Origin of the sequence: Bacillus sp. DU-106 (assembly GCF_004799705.1) — a bacterium.
Classification (GTDB): domain Bacteria; phylum Bacillota; class Bacilli; order Bacillales; family Bacillaceae_G; genus Bacillus_A; species Bacillus_A cereus.
In genome coordinates, this window is the sequence record NZ_CP026607.1 from 2682054 (window position 1) to 2700998 (window position 18945).

Sequence of the window (18945 nt, forward strand, 5' to 3'; positions counted from 1 at the left end):
TAGAGATAAAAAAGGACAAGTAGCCAATCTGACTACTTGTCCTTACTGTTCATCTGTACGCAATACGATTAAGCTTGGAATGCTTCTGTTAATACTGGTACGATTTGTTTTTTACGAGATACAACACCTTTTAAAGTAGCTGTGTTGTTTTCTAGTGATACGTTGTATGCTTTCTCAACAACGTTTGCTGCTTTACCGATCGCAAGACCGACAGAATCATTAGTTAAGATATCAGTTACAACGAATAAGAATAGGTCTAAACCTTTTTCTTCTACTACTGCAGAGATTACTTTTTCAAGTTCCGCTTGGTGTACAAGAACGTCGTTTGTATCAACAGCGTTTACTTGTGCGATTTCAACTTTCGCATTACCCATTTGGAATTCTTTAGCGTCAAGAGAGATTAATTGCTCCATTGTTTTTCCGCTTAAGTCAGCACCAGCTTTTAACATTTCTAAGCCGTAGTTATCTGCATCTACACCAGCGATTTGCGCTAATTCACGAGCAGCTGCTACGTCTTGTTCTGTGCAAGTTGGAGATTTGAATAGTAAAGAATCTGAAATGATTGCAGATAACATTAAACCTGCAACTTCTTTACGAATTGTTACGCCATTTTCTTTGTACATTTTGTTTAAGATTGTAGCTGTACAGCCAACTGGCTCACAACGATAGTATATAGGATCGCTTGTTTCAAAGTTAGCAATACGGTGATGGTCAATAACTTCTAACACACGAACTGATTCGATATCGTTAGCACTTTGTTGACGCTCGTTATGGTCAACTAAAATAACGTTGTCCACTTCGCTTGCTACTGTCTCAACAAAACGCGGTCCTTCTACTTTAAAATAGTCTAACGCAAATTGAGTTTCACCGCTGATTTCGCCTAAACGTACAGGCTCAGCATTCATTCCTAATTCTTTTTTCAATTCTGCATAAGCAATTGCAGAACAAATTGCATCTGTATCTGGGTTTTTATGCCCGAAAACTAGTACTTTTTCCATGTTTTCCACCTCTTCATGAAAAGGATATCTTAAAGAAGCAAATATGACAATATTTAAAGCATATTTTTTTATAAATAATTGCACTTTCTTCTATATTTTTCATCATTTTCATAAAAAAAATCATCTAAAATGAATTAGATGATCGAAATGTATGTTTCAATTAAAATAGTGTAGGAGCTTGCACTACATTGTTAAAAGCGAAATTTGAGGATAAGCCATTATTCAAAAGGTTTACATCTATAACTTGATAAAACGCATTTCCAGTGTCTGCAATTTCCCAAACAGCTAAAATAAGATGGTATCCACTACGGTCAGTTGGTACATTTGCTTCGTGCGTTACTGTTGTCCCTGGTCTAGCTCCACCGTCATTTTTCACATAGAATGGCACTAAATCTAAATCTGATCGCGTTAAAGGTTTATTTGGATTCCAACCTTTTTTCGTAATATAATATTTCCACTCTTTTGTACTATGAGGAGCCGTTAGTTTCCACTTGAATGTATTCGTCCCGCCATTTAACGTAACTTTCTTCCACCTATCTACAGTTTGAACATCTAAAGCGGGAAAATGACCAGCCCCTGCAATTTGTCCATCAGAAGGTCCTAGTTGCGGAAATCCACCTATCCCTTCTACGCTTTGTGGTTCATATTGAATCGGTCCACAATTTACATTTACCCCTTGCTTACATAAATAAGATCGGCTCGCTGGTGATTCTACATATCCATGAGCTGAAGCCTTTTCTGAAAATCCAAATGTTAATAATCCCGTAAGTAATACTCCACCACTTAAAATAACTTTCTTCATCTTTTGTAAACTATTCTTTTTCATACTTTCATCCCCTTCCGATAATAAAGCGAAAATAACTATAGTTGGCTAGTCATCTTCTCTACATTTATTATAAGACGAGAATCATTACTAAAAGAACCCTCTAAAAACTTTCTCAAATTCATTTAGTGCGTTAATTAGATTATAATTAACTATTTTAACACCGCCAGAAAAATATAGACGGTGTTAAAAATAGTCGTTTATTATTCACTTACTAATAATTAAGCACTCTCCCCGTTTGATTATACCTTAAATGTTTTTATAATAAATAACCGTAGCATCTAACTTACCATTCGGAGAAATTGCATACCCTGGTATTGTTCCAACTTCTTGGTAGTCTAGTGATTTGTACAGTTTATTGGAAGGATCTCCTTCTCTAGTATCTAATACTAAAAGAGACCTGTTTTCTTGCTTTGCTCGTTCCTCTGCTTTTTGCATAAGCGATCGTCCAATACCGTTACGTCTAAAGTTTGGATGAGTCATTAATTTGCAAATCTCGGCTCTATGAATTCCGTTAGGCTTAGTAACTAATTGTAATTGAATACTCCCTGCTACTTCGTTGTTTATTTTAGCCACATACAATATCACTTCTGGCGCTAATACTGTTTGCCAATACTTTGTTGCGTCTTTTTGTTCCAGTGGAGGCAAAAAACCAATTGATGCCCCATCATTTACAACCATTTTCAAAAGTTTCGAAAGTTCTTCCATATCATTTTCTAGTTGCTTTATTTCTTCAATTACTAAATTTCGCATTACTTTTCCCCCTTTTGTTTCATTGTAACAATTTTTAAAGAAGGAATAATGAAATAATAAGATGAATTTATAGAAAGATATGATTTTTTGTGAAAGGATAACGATATGAAATATATATTAGATAGAACGTACGCAAAAGAATTACTCGAATGGGCATATGAACAAAACCCGGGCCCTTGGTTTGAACATTCACTACATGTTGCTCATGCAACTGAAAACATAATTATAGAACTTATTAAAAATGGGTATAACCTAGATGCTGACATAGCATATAACGCTGCCCTTTTGCATGATATCGGAAGATACAAAGGTTTTACCAAATCGGTCATTCATTCCTATGATGGTTATATGTATATGAATGATTTAGGGTATACAGGAAACGCTGTTATTTGTGTGACACACTCATTCCCATGCAAAAATGAACATATAGATATCGCAGCGGAATGGAGTCTCGTTCCTGACCATATGAGAAGCCGGTTAGTTGAAATATTAAATGAACATTGTAACTACGACTTATACAATAAAGTAATTACTCTTTGTGACGCTCTTGCTGATGCGGGTGGCTTTACTACGCTGGAAAGAAGATTAATTTCTGTTGGTTTGCGTCATGGTACAACATCTCATACATCTTTACATTGGAAAGGGTTTTATGCGATTAAGAAAGAATTAGAAGCTTTAATGGGTAAGAGTATATACACAGTTCTTCCTGATGTAGAAAAATCTATTTATGAAGATATAGCATATTAAATTGAATACAAATTTAATTTCAAATAAAAAACGTTTTAAACATAAAGTTTAAAACGTTTTTTTATTCAATGCTTTTGATTTTTCAGTTCTGTTAAACACTCTTGCACTAAAGTTACCGCTTGACTCATCGCAGCTCCGCCAGCAAATGCTGCTGAAACACCACATGCTTCCAGAATCTCTTTATCTGAACATCCTTGATCAAGACAACCTTTTGTATGATAAATTGTACAATACTCATCTTGCGTTGCTAAACTAATTCCTAATGCAATAAGTTGCTTTTCTCTTTTTGTTAAAGCACCCTCTTGAAAACAAGCTTGCGTGAACGCATTATATGTCTCAGCGATTTCAGGAATTTGATTTGTAAAACTACCTATACCTTCTTTATAATGATGTAGAATATCATTTATCGAACTATGTTGCTCATGTTCCATCTTATTCCCTCCAGTCATATTATCCATACCTATTGTAGTATGTGATGAAATGGAGACAATATACCTTCTTTTAAATTAAGAATTTTCAGTTAATTTACGTTATAATTTTAAATTATCATCTACAATAACTTTTTCTCTAGAACTTTTTCTTTCAACCTCTTTACTTCTTTCTTCCCAAAATGTTAATCCTTCAATCCCCACATTTTTAGGATTAAATACTGGATCTTTCCCTTCTTTTTTCTGCCTTTCATAGTCTTTTAACACTTTTAATGCGATTTTACTTAATAATAGAATCGCGATTAAGTTTAACCATGCCATACTACCGATTCCTAAATCTCCGAGATTCCATAAAAGCGACGCTGATTCAACACTACCGATGTAAACCATAATTAAAAATCCAAATTTTAAAACTGGTTTTAACCAGCCATACTTCAATTGACGATCTAAATAAGTAAGTGTCGTTTCAGCGATATAGTAATAAGCGAGTAACGTTGTAAATGCAAAAAAGAAAATCGCAATTGAAATAAATAATGGACCAAACCCTGTTATCACAGTTTCAACTGCTTGTTGTGTATAAATTGGACCAGCTTCCACATTTCCTATATTTTGTACAATAGCGGTTTTCCCTTCAGGTATAACATTATACATACCTGTTATTAAAATCATAAGAGCTGTCGCTGTACATACGACAATTGTATCGATATATACGGAAAACGCTTGAACTAATCCTTGTTTTGCAGGATGCGATACTTCAGCAGCCGCCGAACTATACGTCGCTTCTCCGACACCAGCAACGTTTGAAAATACAGCGCGTTTTACGCCCCATGCAATAGCTGCACCAACAATTCCACCAAACATTTCATTTACACCAAATGCACTAGAGAAAATTAAAGCAAACATACTTGGAATCTCCGTTACATTCGCAATTAATATGATACATGTAACAATTACATAACCAATTGCCATAAATGGCACAAGCATTTGAGAAACACCGGCAATTCTCTTTACACCACCAAAAATAATTGCTGCTAGTAACACGACTAAAAATATACCAGTTATATATTTGCTAATACCATTAGAGTTTTCGAATCCAACTGCGATACTACTAGATTGAATACCTGGTAATAACACGCCATATGAAAGTGTTACAACTACCGCTACAATGACTGCAAACCATTTCATTTTTAAACCTCTCTCAATGAAATATGGAGTACCGCCGCGATATTCATTCCCTACTTTACTTTTGTATACTTGAGATAATGTTGATTCTACAAACGCGCTCGCTGCCCCTAACAAAGCCATTACCCACATCCAAAATACAGCTCCAGGCCCGCCGAAAGCAATTGCTGTCGCTACCCCTGCAATATTACCAATTCCCACTCTTCCCGATAAGGCTAAACAAAATGCCTGAAAAGATGATATTCCCGTCTCTGAACTCTTTCCTTCAAATAATAGTTTAATCATCTCTTTAAAATAACGAATTTGCAAAAAGCGTGTTGCAATCGTGAAATATACGCCTGCCCCTAATGCAAAAACAACTAAACCGATACTCCACACTTGCCCTACTAACCATTCTACTAAATTCTCCATCCAAATCCCCCTTATCATTCTTTGGAAAAGCAATTTTGTATATAAGAAAACGGACAACTATTATCAAACTTTCTAGTTGTCCGCATCTTTCATTATTTCATCCCTCAATTTTTGTCAGTAAAACACCCTATTACTTTATATTTACCCAAACACTTTTCACTTCTGTATAATTATCAAGCGCATATGAACCTAATTCGCGGCCAATACCAGATTGTTTGTATCCACCAAATGGTGCAGCTGCATTTTCTAAGTTATAATCATTAATCCACACTGTTCCTGCTTTTAATTTATTTGCCACTTGATGACCCGTTTTGATATTTTGCGTCCATACACCCGCAGCAAGGCCATAGGATGAGTTGTTCGCTCGTTCAATTACTTCTTCTGTCGAATCAAATGGCAGAACAACAACAACTGGTCCAAATATTTCTTCCTTAACGATTGTCATATCGTCTGTAACATCTGTGAATACAGTTGGCTTAACGAAATAACCCTTTTCAAGTGCACGTTCACCACCAGCCGCAACTGTAGCGCCTTCTTTCTTCCCTTGCTCAATGTAATGTAACACACGCTCTTGTTGTTTCTTAGATACAAGTGGACCCATTTCCGTTCCTTTCTCCATACCTGCTCCAAGTTTTACGTTGTTCGCCATTTTCACAAGTGCATCTACTACAGTTTCATAATGTTTACGATGAACAAATACACGTGATCCTGCGCTACAATTTTGACCGTGATTATACATAATACCTTGGAATGCACCATTAATTGCTTCTTCCAAGTCCGCATCTTCTAAAATGATATTTGGTGATTTGCCGCCAAGCTCTAACGTTACATGCTTAATCATTTCTGCAGACTGACGCATAATATACTTTCCTGTAACAGTAGATCCTGTAAAAGCAACTTTATCAATGTCATGATGATTTACAATTGCTGCTCCTGCTTCAGGACCAAAGCCTGGTACAAAGTTTACAACACCGTTTGGAAATCCAGCCTCTTTAAAAAGTTTTGCTGTATATAGTAAAGATAAAGGCGTTTGCTCTGCTGGCTTTAATACGATCGTACAACCTGTCGCCAGTGCAGCTCCCATTTTCCAAGAAGACATAACGAGCGGAAAATTCCACGGAATAATCTGACCTACAACACCTACAGGTTCATGTCTCGTGTAATTTAAGTAATCTTTTGAAATTGGGATTGTTTGCCCAATAATTTTTGTAGCCCATCCTGCGTAATAACGATAATTTTCTACAGTTGCTGAAATATCATCATCAAGTGCTACTTGATATGGCTTTCCATTATCTAAAGCTTCTAGTTGCGCCAATTCTTCTCTATGTTCTTCAATTAAATCTGCTAATTTATAAATAAGATGCGCTCTTTCAGCAGTAGTCATTTCTGCCCACGGACCGGATTCAAATGCAGATCTTGCCGCTTTTACTGCAGCATCAATATCCTCTTCTTGCGCTTCACATACGACAGCTAGAACATCTTCTGTAGCTGGATTATACGTTTCAAACGTCTTTCCCCCAATAGCAGCAACAAATTCGCCATTAATAAACATTTTAATTTCTTCATTTAAAAACGCTTCCACTTTTGGTTTCAGCTCAATATTTGTCTTTAACATTATGTTCTCCTCCTTATTTAAACAGCTACATGAGCTGCAATATTTGATAAAATCGTTTGAAGCTTTTGATCTTCGTCAACAGTTAATCCTAGTCTTGGATAGCGAGAAGGTCCTCCCGCTTGCCCATGTAATTCCATGGAACGTTTAACGATTTGAACATATTTCCCTGATCCTTCAAGAAACTCGCAAAGTGGTAAAATAGCATCGTTTATTTCCCACGCCTTTTCTAATTCACCATTTTGAAAATGCTCATACATTTTTGTAACGAGACCGGGAACGATATTTCCTGCTACTGAAACCCATCCCGAAGCACCAACTAAATATGATTCCATAACTAAATCTTCAGAACCACAGAAGACTTGGAAAGCCCCTTCACTTTGTCTTACTAAATCTCTCGCTTTTCGAATATCTCCGCTAGATTCTTTAATATGTGTAACATTTTCACACTCTTTTCCAATATGGAGCATTAGCTTTGTACTCATATCAACACCAGAAGTAAATGGGTTATTGTATAGCATAATTGGTATATTTACAGAATTTGAGATTTCTTTAAAATGAAAATAAATCTCCTCTTCCTTCGGTTTACAATAGTAAGAGTTTATAATTAATGCACAATCCGCTCCGTGCGCTTCTGCATGTTTCGTATATTCAATTGTTTCTTTCGTCGTCTCTGCTGCAGTTCCAACAATGACTGGAATACGGCCATCAATTTCTTTCAACACGGTTTCTACCATTTTAAATCGTTCTTCTTTTGATAAACTTACAAACTCTCCTGTACTTCCATTAATGATGACACCTGCAACCTTTTGTTCGATAAAGTAATTTACATTTTGTTTTACCCCATCCCAATTAATTTCCTGAAATTCATCCATCGGTGTTATTAATACTGGAAATGCCCCTTTAATTTTTTGCATATTTATCTCTCCTTATCACATTTTATTTTAATAAGAAACCTGCCGGAAATGGATCCGTAGGGTCTAATAGAAACGTCTGCATTCCTGTAATAAATCCTCTACTTTCAAAACGGAAAATGTATCCTAGTTCCTCCTTCTTCACTTTTTCCACAGTTATAAAACTATTAAATATACTTTCATTTTTAAAAGGTTTATCCGCCATATAATCATTTTTAAATAACGCATGAACATAGGAAACGATAGTAGAAACAAAACCTGGCGAACGTACGATAAAGTTATCTTCATGAAATGTAATCGACTTTATATGGTTCTTTTCTTTTTGCGAAGGATCTACTAAAATAAGCCTTTTTATTAGCGACTGTTTTTGTATAGCCTGCAGTGTAGCTTCTCCCCATCTTTTCAATTCTGAAATGTTTTCAACACGAATTTCTGGCGAATACGCACCTTTTTCTACAACTGCATATACTTTATCTGCTTGTATGAGAGAATAACTTACATTACCAACCTGTAAATTTTCCTCAATCAAATAGCATAGTTTGCTTTCAAACGAAACCGATATAACTTCATCATTCTCTACATACGCATGAACTAAAAATATTCCAGATAACGTTTCAATTTTGTATTGATTGGACTCTCTCTTTTTTAAATACCCACTTTCGAGTAACATCGTTATTACTGCAACAATGCCTCCATAATGAAGCGGAATCGAACCTTCATGATTAAAAAATAATACAGCTGCATCCACTTCATTATGGATAGATGGAACGACAATACACCCGTTCAAACCGATAAAACCACGTGGTTCATTTAATAAAAGCTTCATCTCTTCTGCTAATTCACCCGAAAATTGTTCATTTAATTGCTCCAAACTGTAGTAGTATTTGCATGGTACGTCTTTCATTACACGAAATGCCTCGCCATTTACATGTACGTCTACTGCTGTATACATTTTTTGAATGTTCATTTTATATCCTCCGTTTCATGTTCCATCGGCGGAATTAGCAAAAATCCTTCTTTAAGTGGATCCATTTCATTGTAAAAAAATTTATGCATACCCATAAGCCAAGCTGATCCCGTAATTTTCGTTATGACAGCTTCAATATTTTCAACATGTGTCGTATTCATGACATATCCTTTAAATAAAGAACCAACGATACTCTCATGAATGAACTCTTCACCAATTTCGATTTCTTTCTGAGCGTATAATACAGCTAGCTTCGCAGATGTTCCTGTACCGCATGGAGATCGATCTATTCCGCCTGGTGGTACAACAACTGTATTTTTCACATGCGCACATTCATGAGTAGGATCTGTATAAAATTCAACATGTGTTAATCCTCTTATAAACGAATACTCTGGATGAGTGATTTCAAACTTCTCATTAATTGTGTTTCTTATATGAATCGCCTTATCGATGATTGTAGATGCATTTTCTGGTACTAATTCTAGATCTACTGATTTCGCATCAATAATGGCATAAAAATTCCCTCCATACGCAATATCAGCTTCTATAGTTCCAATGTCTTTCACTTGTACAGTAATATTTTTTAATAAAAAAGCTGGTATGTTACAGAAAGATACTTCTTTTGCTTTTCCATCTTGAACAGCAATATCTACTTCAACTAAGCCAGCCGGTGTATCTAGTTTTAAAGAAGTAATTGGTTCAACTACCGGAATTAAACCTGATTCAACTAACGCTGTACATACACCGATTGTATCGTGACCACACATCGGTAAATATCCACCTGTCTCTATGTATATAACACCTATATCAGCCTCAGGATGACACGGGTCTGTTAATAATGCCCCTGACATTACGTCATGACCACGCGGTTCATTCATTAACAATTTTCGAATCCAATCATACTCCTTTTTCATATGTAACATCTTCTCTGCCATCGTCTCTCCAATCAACTTTGGAAGTCCACTAATTAATGTCCTCGTTGGATTCCCACCCGTATGTGTATCAATTGTCGTAAAGACTCTTTGTGACTTCATCCGTTTAACACCCTTTCTGTAAAACGACTCAAACGAAGTGGTTCAATAGGAATAATTGTCTCTTTTTCATTTAATAACTCTTCAATTACTTTCCCAGTAACTGCTGCAAGACTAATCCCATCCCCTTCATGCCCAGCGGCAATGAAATAATTTGGAATATGTTCCACTCGTGAAATAATCGGTAAATGATCTTCTGTCCACGGACGTAAACCAGCGTAAGAACGAATTACCATCATATCTGCCATTTTCGGATAAAAGCGAATCGCTCTATTTGCAATACATTTAATGACTTCATTGTTTATTCTCGTATGAAACCCTACAAATTCACGGCTACTTCCAATTAAGAAATTTTGACTTTCAGTAGGCTCAAATACGAGCGCAACCCCGTATTTTTCAGTTAAAGCATCTACTTTTCGTTTTCCGCCAAATTTAGAAATTAAATAACCGAATTCCATTACTTTACGGCACCCTACGTGTTGTTGTCTTGATGCTACAATAATATGCCCTTTTCTCGGTTCAATTGGTATATTTACATTTAACATCTGACCAATCTTAGGAGCCCACACACCCGCTGCATTTACAACTTGTTGTGCTGTAAAAGTTCCATTCGTAGTTTCTACAACAAATGAACCATTCGTATCTATGTTTATACTCTTTACTTCGGTCTGTTTAAAGGCTTTTGTGCCAAACTTTTGTGCCTTTGACAGAAGCGAGAATGCAAGGAGATATGGATTCACAGTTGAATCCGTCGCACATTCTAAACCGCCTAATAAATCATCAGCAAAAAAAGGCGACTCTTCTCTTATATCTTGCCTATCAAGCATTCGAAACGGTAATCCAGCTTCTTTTTGCCGATTTACCCATTGCTGCGCAGCTTCCATCTCTTCGTCTGACTCACATACGAGAATACTTCCTGGTGCCCTATATTCAAATGAATGCTCTAATTCTTCACTTAAATCAGTTACTAATTTTTGACTTACTAAAGACATTTGACTATCAAACCCTGGGTCTTTATCAATGGCCAAAATATTCCCATCACACCGTGAAGACGTCCCGCTGACAAATTCTCCTTTTTCAATGATTGTTACGTCTCTTCCGTATTTTGAAGTGTAATAAGCGATAGAACACCCTATTATTCCACCACCTATAATTAAAACGTCGCAATGCCTCACACTATACTCCTCCTTTCCCTAAACCTCTCACTTTCTTTTATGCAATTGACGTGCCAATTCTGTACATATACAATTTTTATAAATAATATTTTTATTTGTAAAAATATTTTAAATTTATAGTAAATAGGTGTATTATTTTTTTATCACTGTCAAAATTTTTATACATAACAGGAGGACATTATGGCATTTTCATTTCCGACTATACAAGAATTTTTGGAAAGCACTTTAATCAATCATACATGTAGCCTTGATCGCATTAAGAAAATAAACGAAAGGTTTTATTATCTCCCTTCTACTACAGAAGAATATAATTGCGCAATTATTTATGTAGATGACTCATTCACTGCATTAATTGACGCTTTTTCTTATGAATTAGCTGTTATCATCCTTAACGAAAACAATGAGCCGCTATGCTGTATAACTTCTCAGCAAATGATTCCATTTCTTTATAAGTCCTACAATGAACTACAGTCATTTTATGACACTGTAATACAAACAACTGACTCTTCTGTTACAGTCATTGATAGTAAAGAATACGTTCGAACTTGGACAGATGGCGCTGAAAAAATATTTTCAGTCAATCATAATGAGATTATTGGGCAACCGATTACTCGTTTTTTTGATTATAAAGACTTGGAAATTTTACAATCTTTACATGATGGAAAAAGCATAGTCGCTCAGTTCCATCAGCCTCGTCCCGATTTATTCGTATTAATTAATTCAAATCCAGTTTATTGTAATGATGAAATTATAGGAGCAGTCGTTTCAGAAACAGATGTTACAAATCAAGTCGCTTTAAATGAAAAACTATTTAATATGTCACATGAAATGCACCGTTTAGAACAAGAAGTGGCAAAGTATAAAGATGAATCCGATCCATTCCTTGCGATGAATGGGAAAAGTCCTGTTATACAAAGAACGATACAATTAGCTAGAAAAGTTTGTTCGGTAAAATCAACTGTTTTAATACTTGGGGAAAGCGGAGTTGGAAAAGAAGTATTTGCGAAAGCAATTCATGAAGCAAGTGAGGCAGCGAAGGCGCCTTTCATTTCGATTAACTGCGGGGCAATTCCAGAAGCGTTATTTGAAAGTGAATTATTTGGTTACGAGCGTGGGGCGTTTTCTGGAGCAAATAGTAAAGGAAAAAAAGGGAAAATTGAACTCGCGCAAGGCGGTACTTTATTTCTTGATGAAATAGGTGAAATGCCACTTGATATGCAAGTAAAACTGTTACGTGTACTGCAAGAGCGAAAGTATTACCGAGTTGGTGGTGAAAAAGAAATTAATATTGATTTCCGCATTATCGCTGCTACAAATCGTGATTTACAAGAAGAAATGAGAAAAGGAACTTTCCGAGAAGATTTATATTACCGCTTAAATGTAGTTAGCTTGCATATTCCACCGCTGCGCGAAAGACGCGAGGATATTATTGAATTAACTTATTCTTTCTTAAATGATTTTTCAATCAACTATAACCGACCAATTCGTGACCTACCTTCAAGCATTATGCATGAACTGCTTCATTACAATTGGCCAGGTAATATTCGCGAACTTCGAAACGTTGTTGAACGGCTTGTGGTATTCGCAACAGACGGAATTATAAAACAAGAATATCTACCATTTCATACGACTGAAACTTTAGACAACCATACAGCTCATTCCCTATTACTCAGCAACAATAATACAATCCTTTCTTTACAAGAAGAGATGGATGAGCATGAGAAAAAAGTTATTGAAAGGGCTTTACGAATTTTAAATGGGAATAAATTAGAATGCGCAAAACAACTTGGTGTAACAAGGGCTACTTTATATAATCGTTTAAAGAAACTTGGACTTCAATAAAGAATCAGTATGCACCGATCAGGCGTTTACAGGTAGCCATCTCCTCTCTATATTGGCATGATTTTTGCATATATAATTTGTGAAAATCGAACTAGAGGAGGAATACACATGACAAATAAAAACAACTTAATCGTTTGTCGTTGTGAAGAGGTTACATATGGGCAACTTCAATCGACAATTGCTGAATATAACTGCTCGGCAAGAGAATTAAAACTAAGAACACGTGCTGGCATGGGATTTTGCGGTGGGCGCACATGCAGAATAATGATAGATCGAATGATTGAAAATGCGAATCCTGACGTAACTCTTAATGAACTACCGTTAAAATATCAACCACCAATACGTGCAGTTACTTTTGGATCAGTAGGTGAAAGTAAATGAGTAGAATTACACATCACCCTATTTTAGGTACTTTACAAAGTAGTGAGCGTATTACCTTTCAATTTAACGGTCATCAATACGAAGCATATGAACATGAAACGATAGCTGCTGCCCTGTTAGCAAATGGAATACGGACATTAAGAGTTCATGAAGATAGCGGAACACCGCGAGGTATTTATTGTAATATCGGGCACTGTTCCGAATGCCGCGTGACAGTAAATAATCAAACAAATGTACGCGCATGCTTAACTGTTGTAGAAGAAAACATGGTTGTTGAAAGCGGGAAACAGCATCCGAATATCGTGAGAGAGATGGTGAAAAAGCGATGAGTGATGTAATTATTATAGGTGCAGGGCCAGCGGGATTATCTGCTTCTATCTCTTGTGCTCGTTTCGGACTAAAAGTGCTCGTTATTGATGAATTTATGAAGCCGGGCGGGAGATTGTTAGGACAGTTGCATCAAGAGCCTACTGGAGAATGGTGGAACGGAATAGAAGAATCGAAGCGACTTCATGAAGAAGCAGAATCACTTTCAGTACATATCAGGTGCGGTGTTTCGGTCTATAATTTAGATAGAGATGAAAACAATTGGTTTGTACATACTAATATCGGTACGTTAGAAGCACCTTTCGTACTACTTGCTACTGGAGCTGCGGAATATGCTATTCCCCTTCCTGGCTGGACACTTCCAGGAGTGATGTCAATTGGAGCAGCTCAAGTTATGACAAATGTTCATCGCGTGCAAGTTGGAAAAAAAGGAATTATTATTGGTGCTAACATTTTGTCTTTCGCCATTTTAAGTGAATTGCAATTAGCGGGAATTACAGTGGATCATATTGTACTCCCTGAGAAAAGCGAGTTAAGTCAAAAAGCTGGTGAACCTGAAGAAGTTTTAAACTCTCTTTTAAATGCAGCTCACCTCGCTCCTTCTGCTTTCTTGCGAATAGGTAGCCACTTTATGAAATTTGATTGGATTCGAAAAGCTGGATTAACATTCTATCCAAACAACGGAATGAAAATAAACGGAACGCCACTTCACCTTCGGAAAGCAGCTCTTGAAATTATCGGAACAGATCAAGTTGAAGGTGTACGTATTGCTAATATTGACTCTAAAGGAAATGTTATTAATGGAACAGAGAAAATATATGAAGCAGATTTTGTATGTATTGCCGGGGGATTATACCCACTTGCCGAACTTGCAGCTGTAGCCGGTTGTCCCTTCCATTACATTTCAGAATTAGGCGGACACGTTCCTCTCCATTCCGAAACAATGGAAACTCCTCTTCCTGGTTTATTTGTAGCTGGCAATATTACAGGCATTGAAAGCGGAAAAATTGCGATGGCGCAAGGAACAGTTGCAGGTCTATCTATCGCAAAATATGCAAGTAAAAAACGTGATATAGTCGACCAACAATTATCTCACGCCATGCAAAACGTTTACTTTGTTCGTCAGGAAGCTGCAATTCAGTTTAATCCGATGGTAGATATCGGTAGACGAAAAATGAATGAAATTTGGCGTGATTATTCTTCTACATATGCACATACTAAAAAGAGCTGCTGAGATTATTCTCAACAGCTCTTTTCTCTACTCATCTGAGTTATTAAATTTCGCTAATGCGTAAATTCCTTCTTCATCATCTAATTCAAGTTGCAATCTCGCTGCGAATGGATTGACATTATATTCTCTGTCAAGCAATAAGCGTAAAGCTTCGATTAAGTTTGCTTGAATTAAAATTTGCTGGCGACCATTTACCTCTACTTCCGCAGAGAAACCGTAGTCATCATCATACATAAGTTCAACTAATACTTCTTCTGGACCCACTTGTCTTTTTTCAGCGATATATATACAAAGCGCATTTATAAGCTCTTGTTCAGAAATTTTTATTGTTTCCATGCTACTTCATCTGCCTTCTTCTTACGTTGGTCTTTGAAGTATTTAAATGCACGAACTGCTAACATTACGATACCAGCCATTACTAACATATTTACCATAAATGCTAATACAGAACCAAGAGCTCCCATATTTGCAAATAAGCTACCCATTAGTAAACCACCAAGACCACCTAGTAATAAACCTTTCATAAAGCTTCCTTTATTACTTTTTGGTGCTGTATTTGTTGCTTTCGTTTTTGAATCTGGAGTCGTTTTTTGAGAATTTACATTTGAGTCTTTTTTGTTTAAATCAACTTTTGACTTTTGACCTGAACTTGGTGTAAATGATTTTTTACCAGATTTGTAACTTTTCGCTGCCGCATGATCTACGAACATAAAGCTGCTAGCCCCAAAGATAACCATGAATGCTGTCATTACTGCTACAAGTTTTTTCAACATATTATATCCATTCTCCTTTTATATAGATATATGTGAAATCTATCTTTCTAGTAAATTCAGAATGATAGATTTGTTTTTAAGAACATTTTAAAGGTTCTTATGAACTTATTATATGAACTTTTGTCGAAATATGCAAGTATTATTTACTTCCGACAGTTTGGTGACAAAGGAAAAATTAAGCAAAACAGAATTGACTTTAAATGAAACAAAACATATTATAAGTTCATAAGAACTTTTTATTATTTTGGAGGTGAAAAGATGGAAACATTTCATCTCACACGAAACGAAATGGCTACCCTTCTTCTATCACTAAGAGGATGGAATACGAAAAAGCCTCTCGGTATTTTACAAGAAGCTTGGGCAAAGTCACATAAAAAAGATATTGAAAGCGGACAAAGCGTTACAGCTTTTATTACTACCGCACTTTCACCTATTTTTGAAAAGCTGATTAAAATTGACGATACTGATGTCGGTTTTTCTTTAAATGAAATAGTTGCGCTTGGAAATCAGATTGAAAACACAAGTTTCTCTGTAACTGCTATGCAAAACTGGGTGAAACGAGATATAAAAGAAATGATTGGCTCTCCTCAAAAGGGGAAAAAATATTCAATTGAACAAGCAGCCTTACTATTTATTGTCGAAGATTTAAAAACAGCACTTGATTTTGAATCCATTCGTAAGCTATTACGCCTTATTGTAAATGACCCAGCCGATCGAAGTGATGATTTAATCAATCCTGTTCATTTATATGTAGCATACTCTTCTCTATTTGAAGAACTCAATCAAGGGAATTGCTTACAATTAAATGCAACAGATACCGTTCATACAATTGAAAACATCGTAAAAGAAAAAGCTGATAAAATCGCAAGCAAGTTCGATCAAATTAATAACGAACAACGCGAAGCAATTCGTAACGCTATTATTATTGCGACCCTTTCTGTACATACCGCATATGTACAAATGTTAGCAAAACGTTACGTAACAGCAACTTTATTTTTACAGAACTTAGATGTGAAGCCTTAAAAAACAAGCATCCCCCCGTCATATACGTAGTACAGGGGGATGCTTGTTTTCAATCAATATAAAATACAAAAATCATTTTACATCTAAGTTTCATTCTACAATAGCTCTTGATTATGTAAAAATCATGACTAACCTAACATTCAACAATGTTCATTTCTTTTTATTAAATTCCCATCAGATTTTCTCAATAAACTTAATTACTTCATCTTTATAATTATATTTGTCATTAATTTCTTGTAATAATTCAATATCATGCGTATGAGTTTTTCCTGTCTCTAACAGCTCACGATATAAATCAATATAAGGAAGATTTTTATTTATGGCATTTTTATATTCCTTTTCTACATCGTAAAAAACCTTTTTAAACCTCACATCAGTAATCCCTGCCTCATCAATTTCAAGAATTGCATACTGAGCACGTAAGTCAGAGTTTAGCTTATTCCACTTGTAAAAAGGTTGTCCAACTGTTCCTGGGTTAATAATTAATTGATCATTGCTACTATAGCGCAATAATTGATAGTGGGTATGAGCGTAAATCGCAATATCATAATCACGATCAAATAACCGATCAAACTGTCCCTGATTATTAGTGGGCCACAAATCTCCCCCGTAATTTTTATTTTGTAGATTATGACTAATACTGATTGATAAATCATTAACCTGTTTTGTTATATGTAATGGTAAATTTTTAACATGCTTAATATAGTTTTCATCCAAGTTTTCACATTGATACTGAACTAATCTAGAAACATAAATATCAGTTGCGTTATCAATATCAATATTTTTATTAAGAACGTCAAGAAAACTATCTTCCCAGTTTCCTTGTACATAAGTATCAACGTTAATACTTTCTAATATTTCAAATAAATCATTCGATCCAGGACCAGGCATAATTAAATCTCCTAAAAACCAATAATCAGTCACACCTTCTTTCATAGAATCTTCGATAACTGCTTTTAAAGCAGTTGCATTTCCATGTACATCTGCCAGTACAGCAATTTTATGTTTCATGTATTTTATTCCCTCCTCTAAATTTACGTTTCCATCTCATTCATTTTTTATTTTCGAACCAAATCAAATTGAATAGGCATATTCTTTTTTAGGCAATTTTACTATCTCTTGAATGAAATTTGATTTCTCTAAAATGTCCTCTAACTGCCCCTCACTATAGACGTAAATACCACCTACATATGAACTGTACGCCTTTTTCTCAGTTATTACTGCTAAGGTGCTATTTTCCTTTTTAAAATCACCCTCTAGTCCTTTTTCAAAAGATAAACTTTTGGCTTCTGAAAAATAAAGGTGAATTAACGTCGCTAATTGTACGTCCTCTGATTTTGCAAAGTACTTTATTTCATTTAAAATCATTTCATCTTGTAACGGAAGAAAGTCTTCTACTTCTAACTTCTCTCCTTTATGAAAGAAGTTTTGAAGTTCAGGAGTATAGAACGAAAGATTTTTCTCCTCTATCATTTTTAAAATTGTTTGCAGCAATATGTCTTTTCCTATCACAAACGGGTGGCCAAATCCATTATTGTAAAGCTCTTCTTTCATTTTCATTAATTGTTCGATGAAGGGGATTCCTGATTCTTCAATAACAAGTTTATCGTCAATTAAACGCATGTTAGCAATCAATTCTTCTATCTGTAAACCTTCTAATTCAAGCGATGAGTAATATAAATCTCTATTCCAAAAATCTAATTGATCCATTCCTAATGAATTAAATAAGAGCTCATCTATAATTGGAAAAACTCCATCTTCTGTTAAAGCTTTCGTTACATCATCTAATAATCTATGTGTTTGATTTAAAATCGTACGTATTTCTTCGTCCTCTTGAATGATTCGTACCGTCCACTCACCATGATCTTCACCCGATATTTGCTGAAAACAATGTGAATATGGCCCATGTCCAACATCGTGTAGAAGGGCTACAGTAGATACTAGCTTTCGTTCATATTTCGATAAATGTATGTCACCAATCTCAGTAAGATGTTCTATCACTTTATTTACTAGCACATATACACCTATCGAATGTTCTTCCCTCGTATGCATTGCGTTCTCATGTAAAAAATAAGTATGTCCTTGTTGTTTAATATTCGCCAACCTTTGAAATGCTTTTGTATCTATCAATCGAAGGATATCTCTATCACGAATAGAGATTGGTCCATAAATCGGATCTGTAATATACATACGTTCTCCTCCTATTTTTGTAAATGAAAGACCTATACCATTATACTTAATTTTCAGTCTATTATCATTGATATATGAGAAATTTTTAATAATCTTTTCATTAACTCTTCATGAAAACGCGGCTTATATCTTTTACT

The 18945-nt window shown here is 35.4% G+C and carries 20 protein-coding genes; 6 read left to right on the forward strand and 14 right to left on the reverse strand.

Annotated features, from left to right (window positions below):
* Positions 1 to 68: 68 nt before the first annotated feature.
* The 3 genes from ppaC to C3Y97_RS13700 form a co-directional block, all read right to left on the reverse strand.
* On the reverse strand, positions 69 to 998 hold the full coding sequence (ppaC, locus tag C3Y97_RS13690; protein WP_000416873.1) for a manganese-dependent inorganic pyrophosphatase: 930 nt from the start codon (positions 996 to 998) through the stop codon (positions 69 to 71).
* Positions 999 to 1158: 160 nt separating this feature from the next.
* Positions 1159 to 1824: a lytic polysaccharide monooxygenase gene (locus C3Y97_RS13695; RefSeq protein ID WP_000742279.1), complete on the reverse strand. Its 666-nt coding sequence runs from the start codon at positions 1822 to 1824 to the stop codon at positions 1159 to 1161.
* A 246-nt stretch (positions 1825 to 2070) separates the two neighbouring features.
* Entirely contained in the window at positions 2071 to 2574 is a 504-nt protein-coding gene (locus C3Y97_RS13700) for a GNAT family N-acetyltransferase (RefSeq protein ID WP_001245258.1), read from the reverse strand.
* A 105-nt stretch (positions 2575 to 2679) separates the two neighbouring features.
* On the opposite strand from C3Y97_RS13700, the gene C3Y97_RS13705 reads away from it, so the two are divergent.
* Positions 2680 to 3321, forward strand: coding sequence for an HD domain-containing protein (locus tag C3Y97_RS13705; RefSeq protein ID WP_000875113.1), 642 nt, complete (start codon positions 2680 to 2682; stop codon positions 3319 to 3321).
* 65 nt (positions 3322 to 3386) lie between these two features.
* On the opposite strand, the gene C3Y97_RS13710 is transcribed toward C3Y97_RS13705, so the two are convergent.
* The 7 genes from C3Y97_RS13710 to C3Y97_RS13740 all read right to left on the reverse strand — a co-directional run bounded on the left by C3Y97_RS13710 (position 3387) and on the right by C3Y97_RS13740 (position 11041).
* A complete protein-coding gene (locus tag C3Y97_RS13710; RefSeq protein ID WP_001999958.1) occupies positions 3387 to 3779 on the reverse strand; it encodes a carboxymuconolactone decarboxylase family protein in 393 nt (130 codons plus the stop codon).
* 72 nt (positions 3780 to 3851) lie between these two features.
* The gene (locus tag C3Y97_RS13715; protein ID WP_136363461.1) at positions 3852 to 5342 is read right to left on the reverse strand and encodes an alanine/glycine:cation symporter family protein; all 1491 of its coding nucleotides are present in this window, start codon (positions 5340 to 5342) and stop codon (positions 3852 to 3854) included.
* A gap of 130 nt (positions 5343 to 5472) precedes the next feature.
* The gene (locus C3Y97_RS13720) at positions 5473 to 6957 is read right to left on the reverse strand and encodes an aldehyde dehydrogenase family protein (RefSeq protein ID WP_000920973.1); all 1485 of its coding nucleotides are present in this window, start codon (positions 6955 to 6957) and stop codon (positions 5473 to 5475) included.
* A 17-nt stretch (positions 6958 to 6974) separates the two neighbouring features.
* Positions 6975 to 7871 carry a 4-hydroxy-tetrahydrodipicolinate synthase gene (dapA, locus tag C3Y97_RS13725; RefSeq protein ID WP_001169454.1) on the reverse strand — a complete coding sequence of 299 codons (897 nt, stop codon included), beginning with the start codon at positions 7869 to 7871 and terminating at the stop codon, positions 6975 to 6977.
* Between the two features lie 22 nt (positions 7872 to 7893).
* Positions 7894 to 8835 carry a proline racemase family protein gene (locus C3Y97_RS13730; RefSeq protein WP_001025560.1) on the reverse strand — a complete coding sequence of 314 codons (942 nt, stop codon included), beginning with the start codon at positions 8833 to 8835 and terminating at the stop codon, positions 7894 to 7896.
* The gene (locus C3Y97_RS13735; protein ID WP_000842047.1) at positions 8832 to 9869 is read right to left on the reverse strand and encodes a proline racemase family protein; all 1038 of its coding nucleotides are present in this window, start codon (positions 9867 to 9869) and stop codon (positions 8832 to 8834) included. The genes C3Y97_RS13730 and C3Y97_RS13735 overlap by 4 nt, the downstream gene beginning before the upstream one ends.
* Entirely contained in the window at positions 9866 to 11041 is a 1176-nt protein-coding gene (locus C3Y97_RS13740) for an NAD(P)/FAD-dependent oxidoreductase (protein WP_001215262.1), read from the reverse strand. The genes C3Y97_RS13735 and C3Y97_RS13740 overlap by 4 nt, the downstream gene beginning before the upstream one ends.
* Positions 11042 to 11221: 180 nt before the next feature.
* Between C3Y97_RS13740 and C3Y97_RS13745 the strand changes: the two genes are divergently transcribed.
* From C3Y97_RS13745 to C3Y97_RS13760, 4 genes are all read left to right on the forward strand, one after another.
* Positions 11222 to 12883: a sigma-54 interaction domain-containing protein gene (locus C3Y97_RS13745; RefSeq protein ID WP_000885739.1), complete on the forward strand. Its 1662-nt coding sequence runs from the start codon at positions 11222 to 11224 to the stop codon at positions 12881 to 12883.
* Positions 12884 to 12991: 108 nt separating this feature from the next.
* A complete protein-coding gene (locus tag C3Y97_RS13750) occupies positions 12992 to 13264 on the forward strand; it encodes a (2Fe-2S)-binding protein (RefSeq protein WP_000182619.1) in 273 nt (90 codons plus the stop codon).
* Entirely contained in the window at positions 13261 to 13593 is a 333-nt protein-coding gene (locus C3Y97_RS13755) for a (2Fe-2S)-binding protein (RefSeq protein ID WP_000087065.1), read from the forward strand. Before C3Y97_RS13750 ends, C3Y97_RS13755 begins: the two co-directional genes overlap by 4 nt.
* Entirely contained in the window at positions 13590 to 14825 is a 1236-nt protein-coding gene (locus C3Y97_RS13760) for an NAD(P)/FAD-dependent oxidoreductase (protein ID WP_136363462.1), read from the forward strand. The genes C3Y97_RS13755 and C3Y97_RS13760 overlap by 4 nt, the downstream gene beginning before the upstream one ends.
* 24 nt (positions 14826 to 14849) lie before the next feature.
* On the opposite strand, the gene C3Y97_RS13765 is transcribed toward C3Y97_RS13760, so the two are convergent.
* Entirely contained in the window at positions 14850 to 15158 is a 309-nt protein-coding gene (locus tag C3Y97_RS13765) for a YxcD family protein (RefSeq protein WP_000447747.1), read from the reverse strand.
* Positions 15146 to 15595 (reverse strand): hypothetical protein, encoded by a 450-nt coding sequence (locus tag C3Y97_RS13770; RefSeq protein WP_000914478.1) that lies wholly within the window; start codon positions 15593 to 15595, stop codon positions 15146 to 15148. Before C3Y97_RS13770 ends, C3Y97_RS13765 begins: the two co-directional genes overlap by 13 nt.
* Before the next feature lie 258 nt (positions 15596 to 15853).
* On the opposite strand from C3Y97_RS13770, the gene C3Y97_RS13775 reads away from it, so the two are divergent.
* Positions 15854 to 16618, forward strand: coding sequence for a DUF1836 domain-containing protein (locus tag C3Y97_RS13775; protein ID WP_000447231.1), 765 nt, complete (start codon positions 15854 to 15856; stop codon positions 16616 to 16618).
* A 174-nt stretch (positions 16619 to 16792) separates the two neighbouring features.
* On the opposite strand, the gene C3Y97_RS13780 is transcribed toward C3Y97_RS13775, so the two are convergent.
* Complete coding sequence (locus C3Y97_RS13780; protein WP_136363463.1) at positions 16793 to 17629, reverse strand: metallophosphoesterase family protein; 837 nt, start codon at positions 17627 to 17629, stop codon at positions 16793 to 16795.
* A 63-nt stretch (positions 17630 to 17692) separates the two neighbouring features.
* A complete protein-coding gene (locus tag C3Y97_RS13785) occupies positions 17693 to 18808 on the reverse strand; it encodes an HD domain-containing protein (RefSeq protein WP_000275992.1) in 1116 nt (371 codons plus the stop codon).
* Between the last annotated feature and the right edge of the window lie 137 nt (positions 18809 to 18945).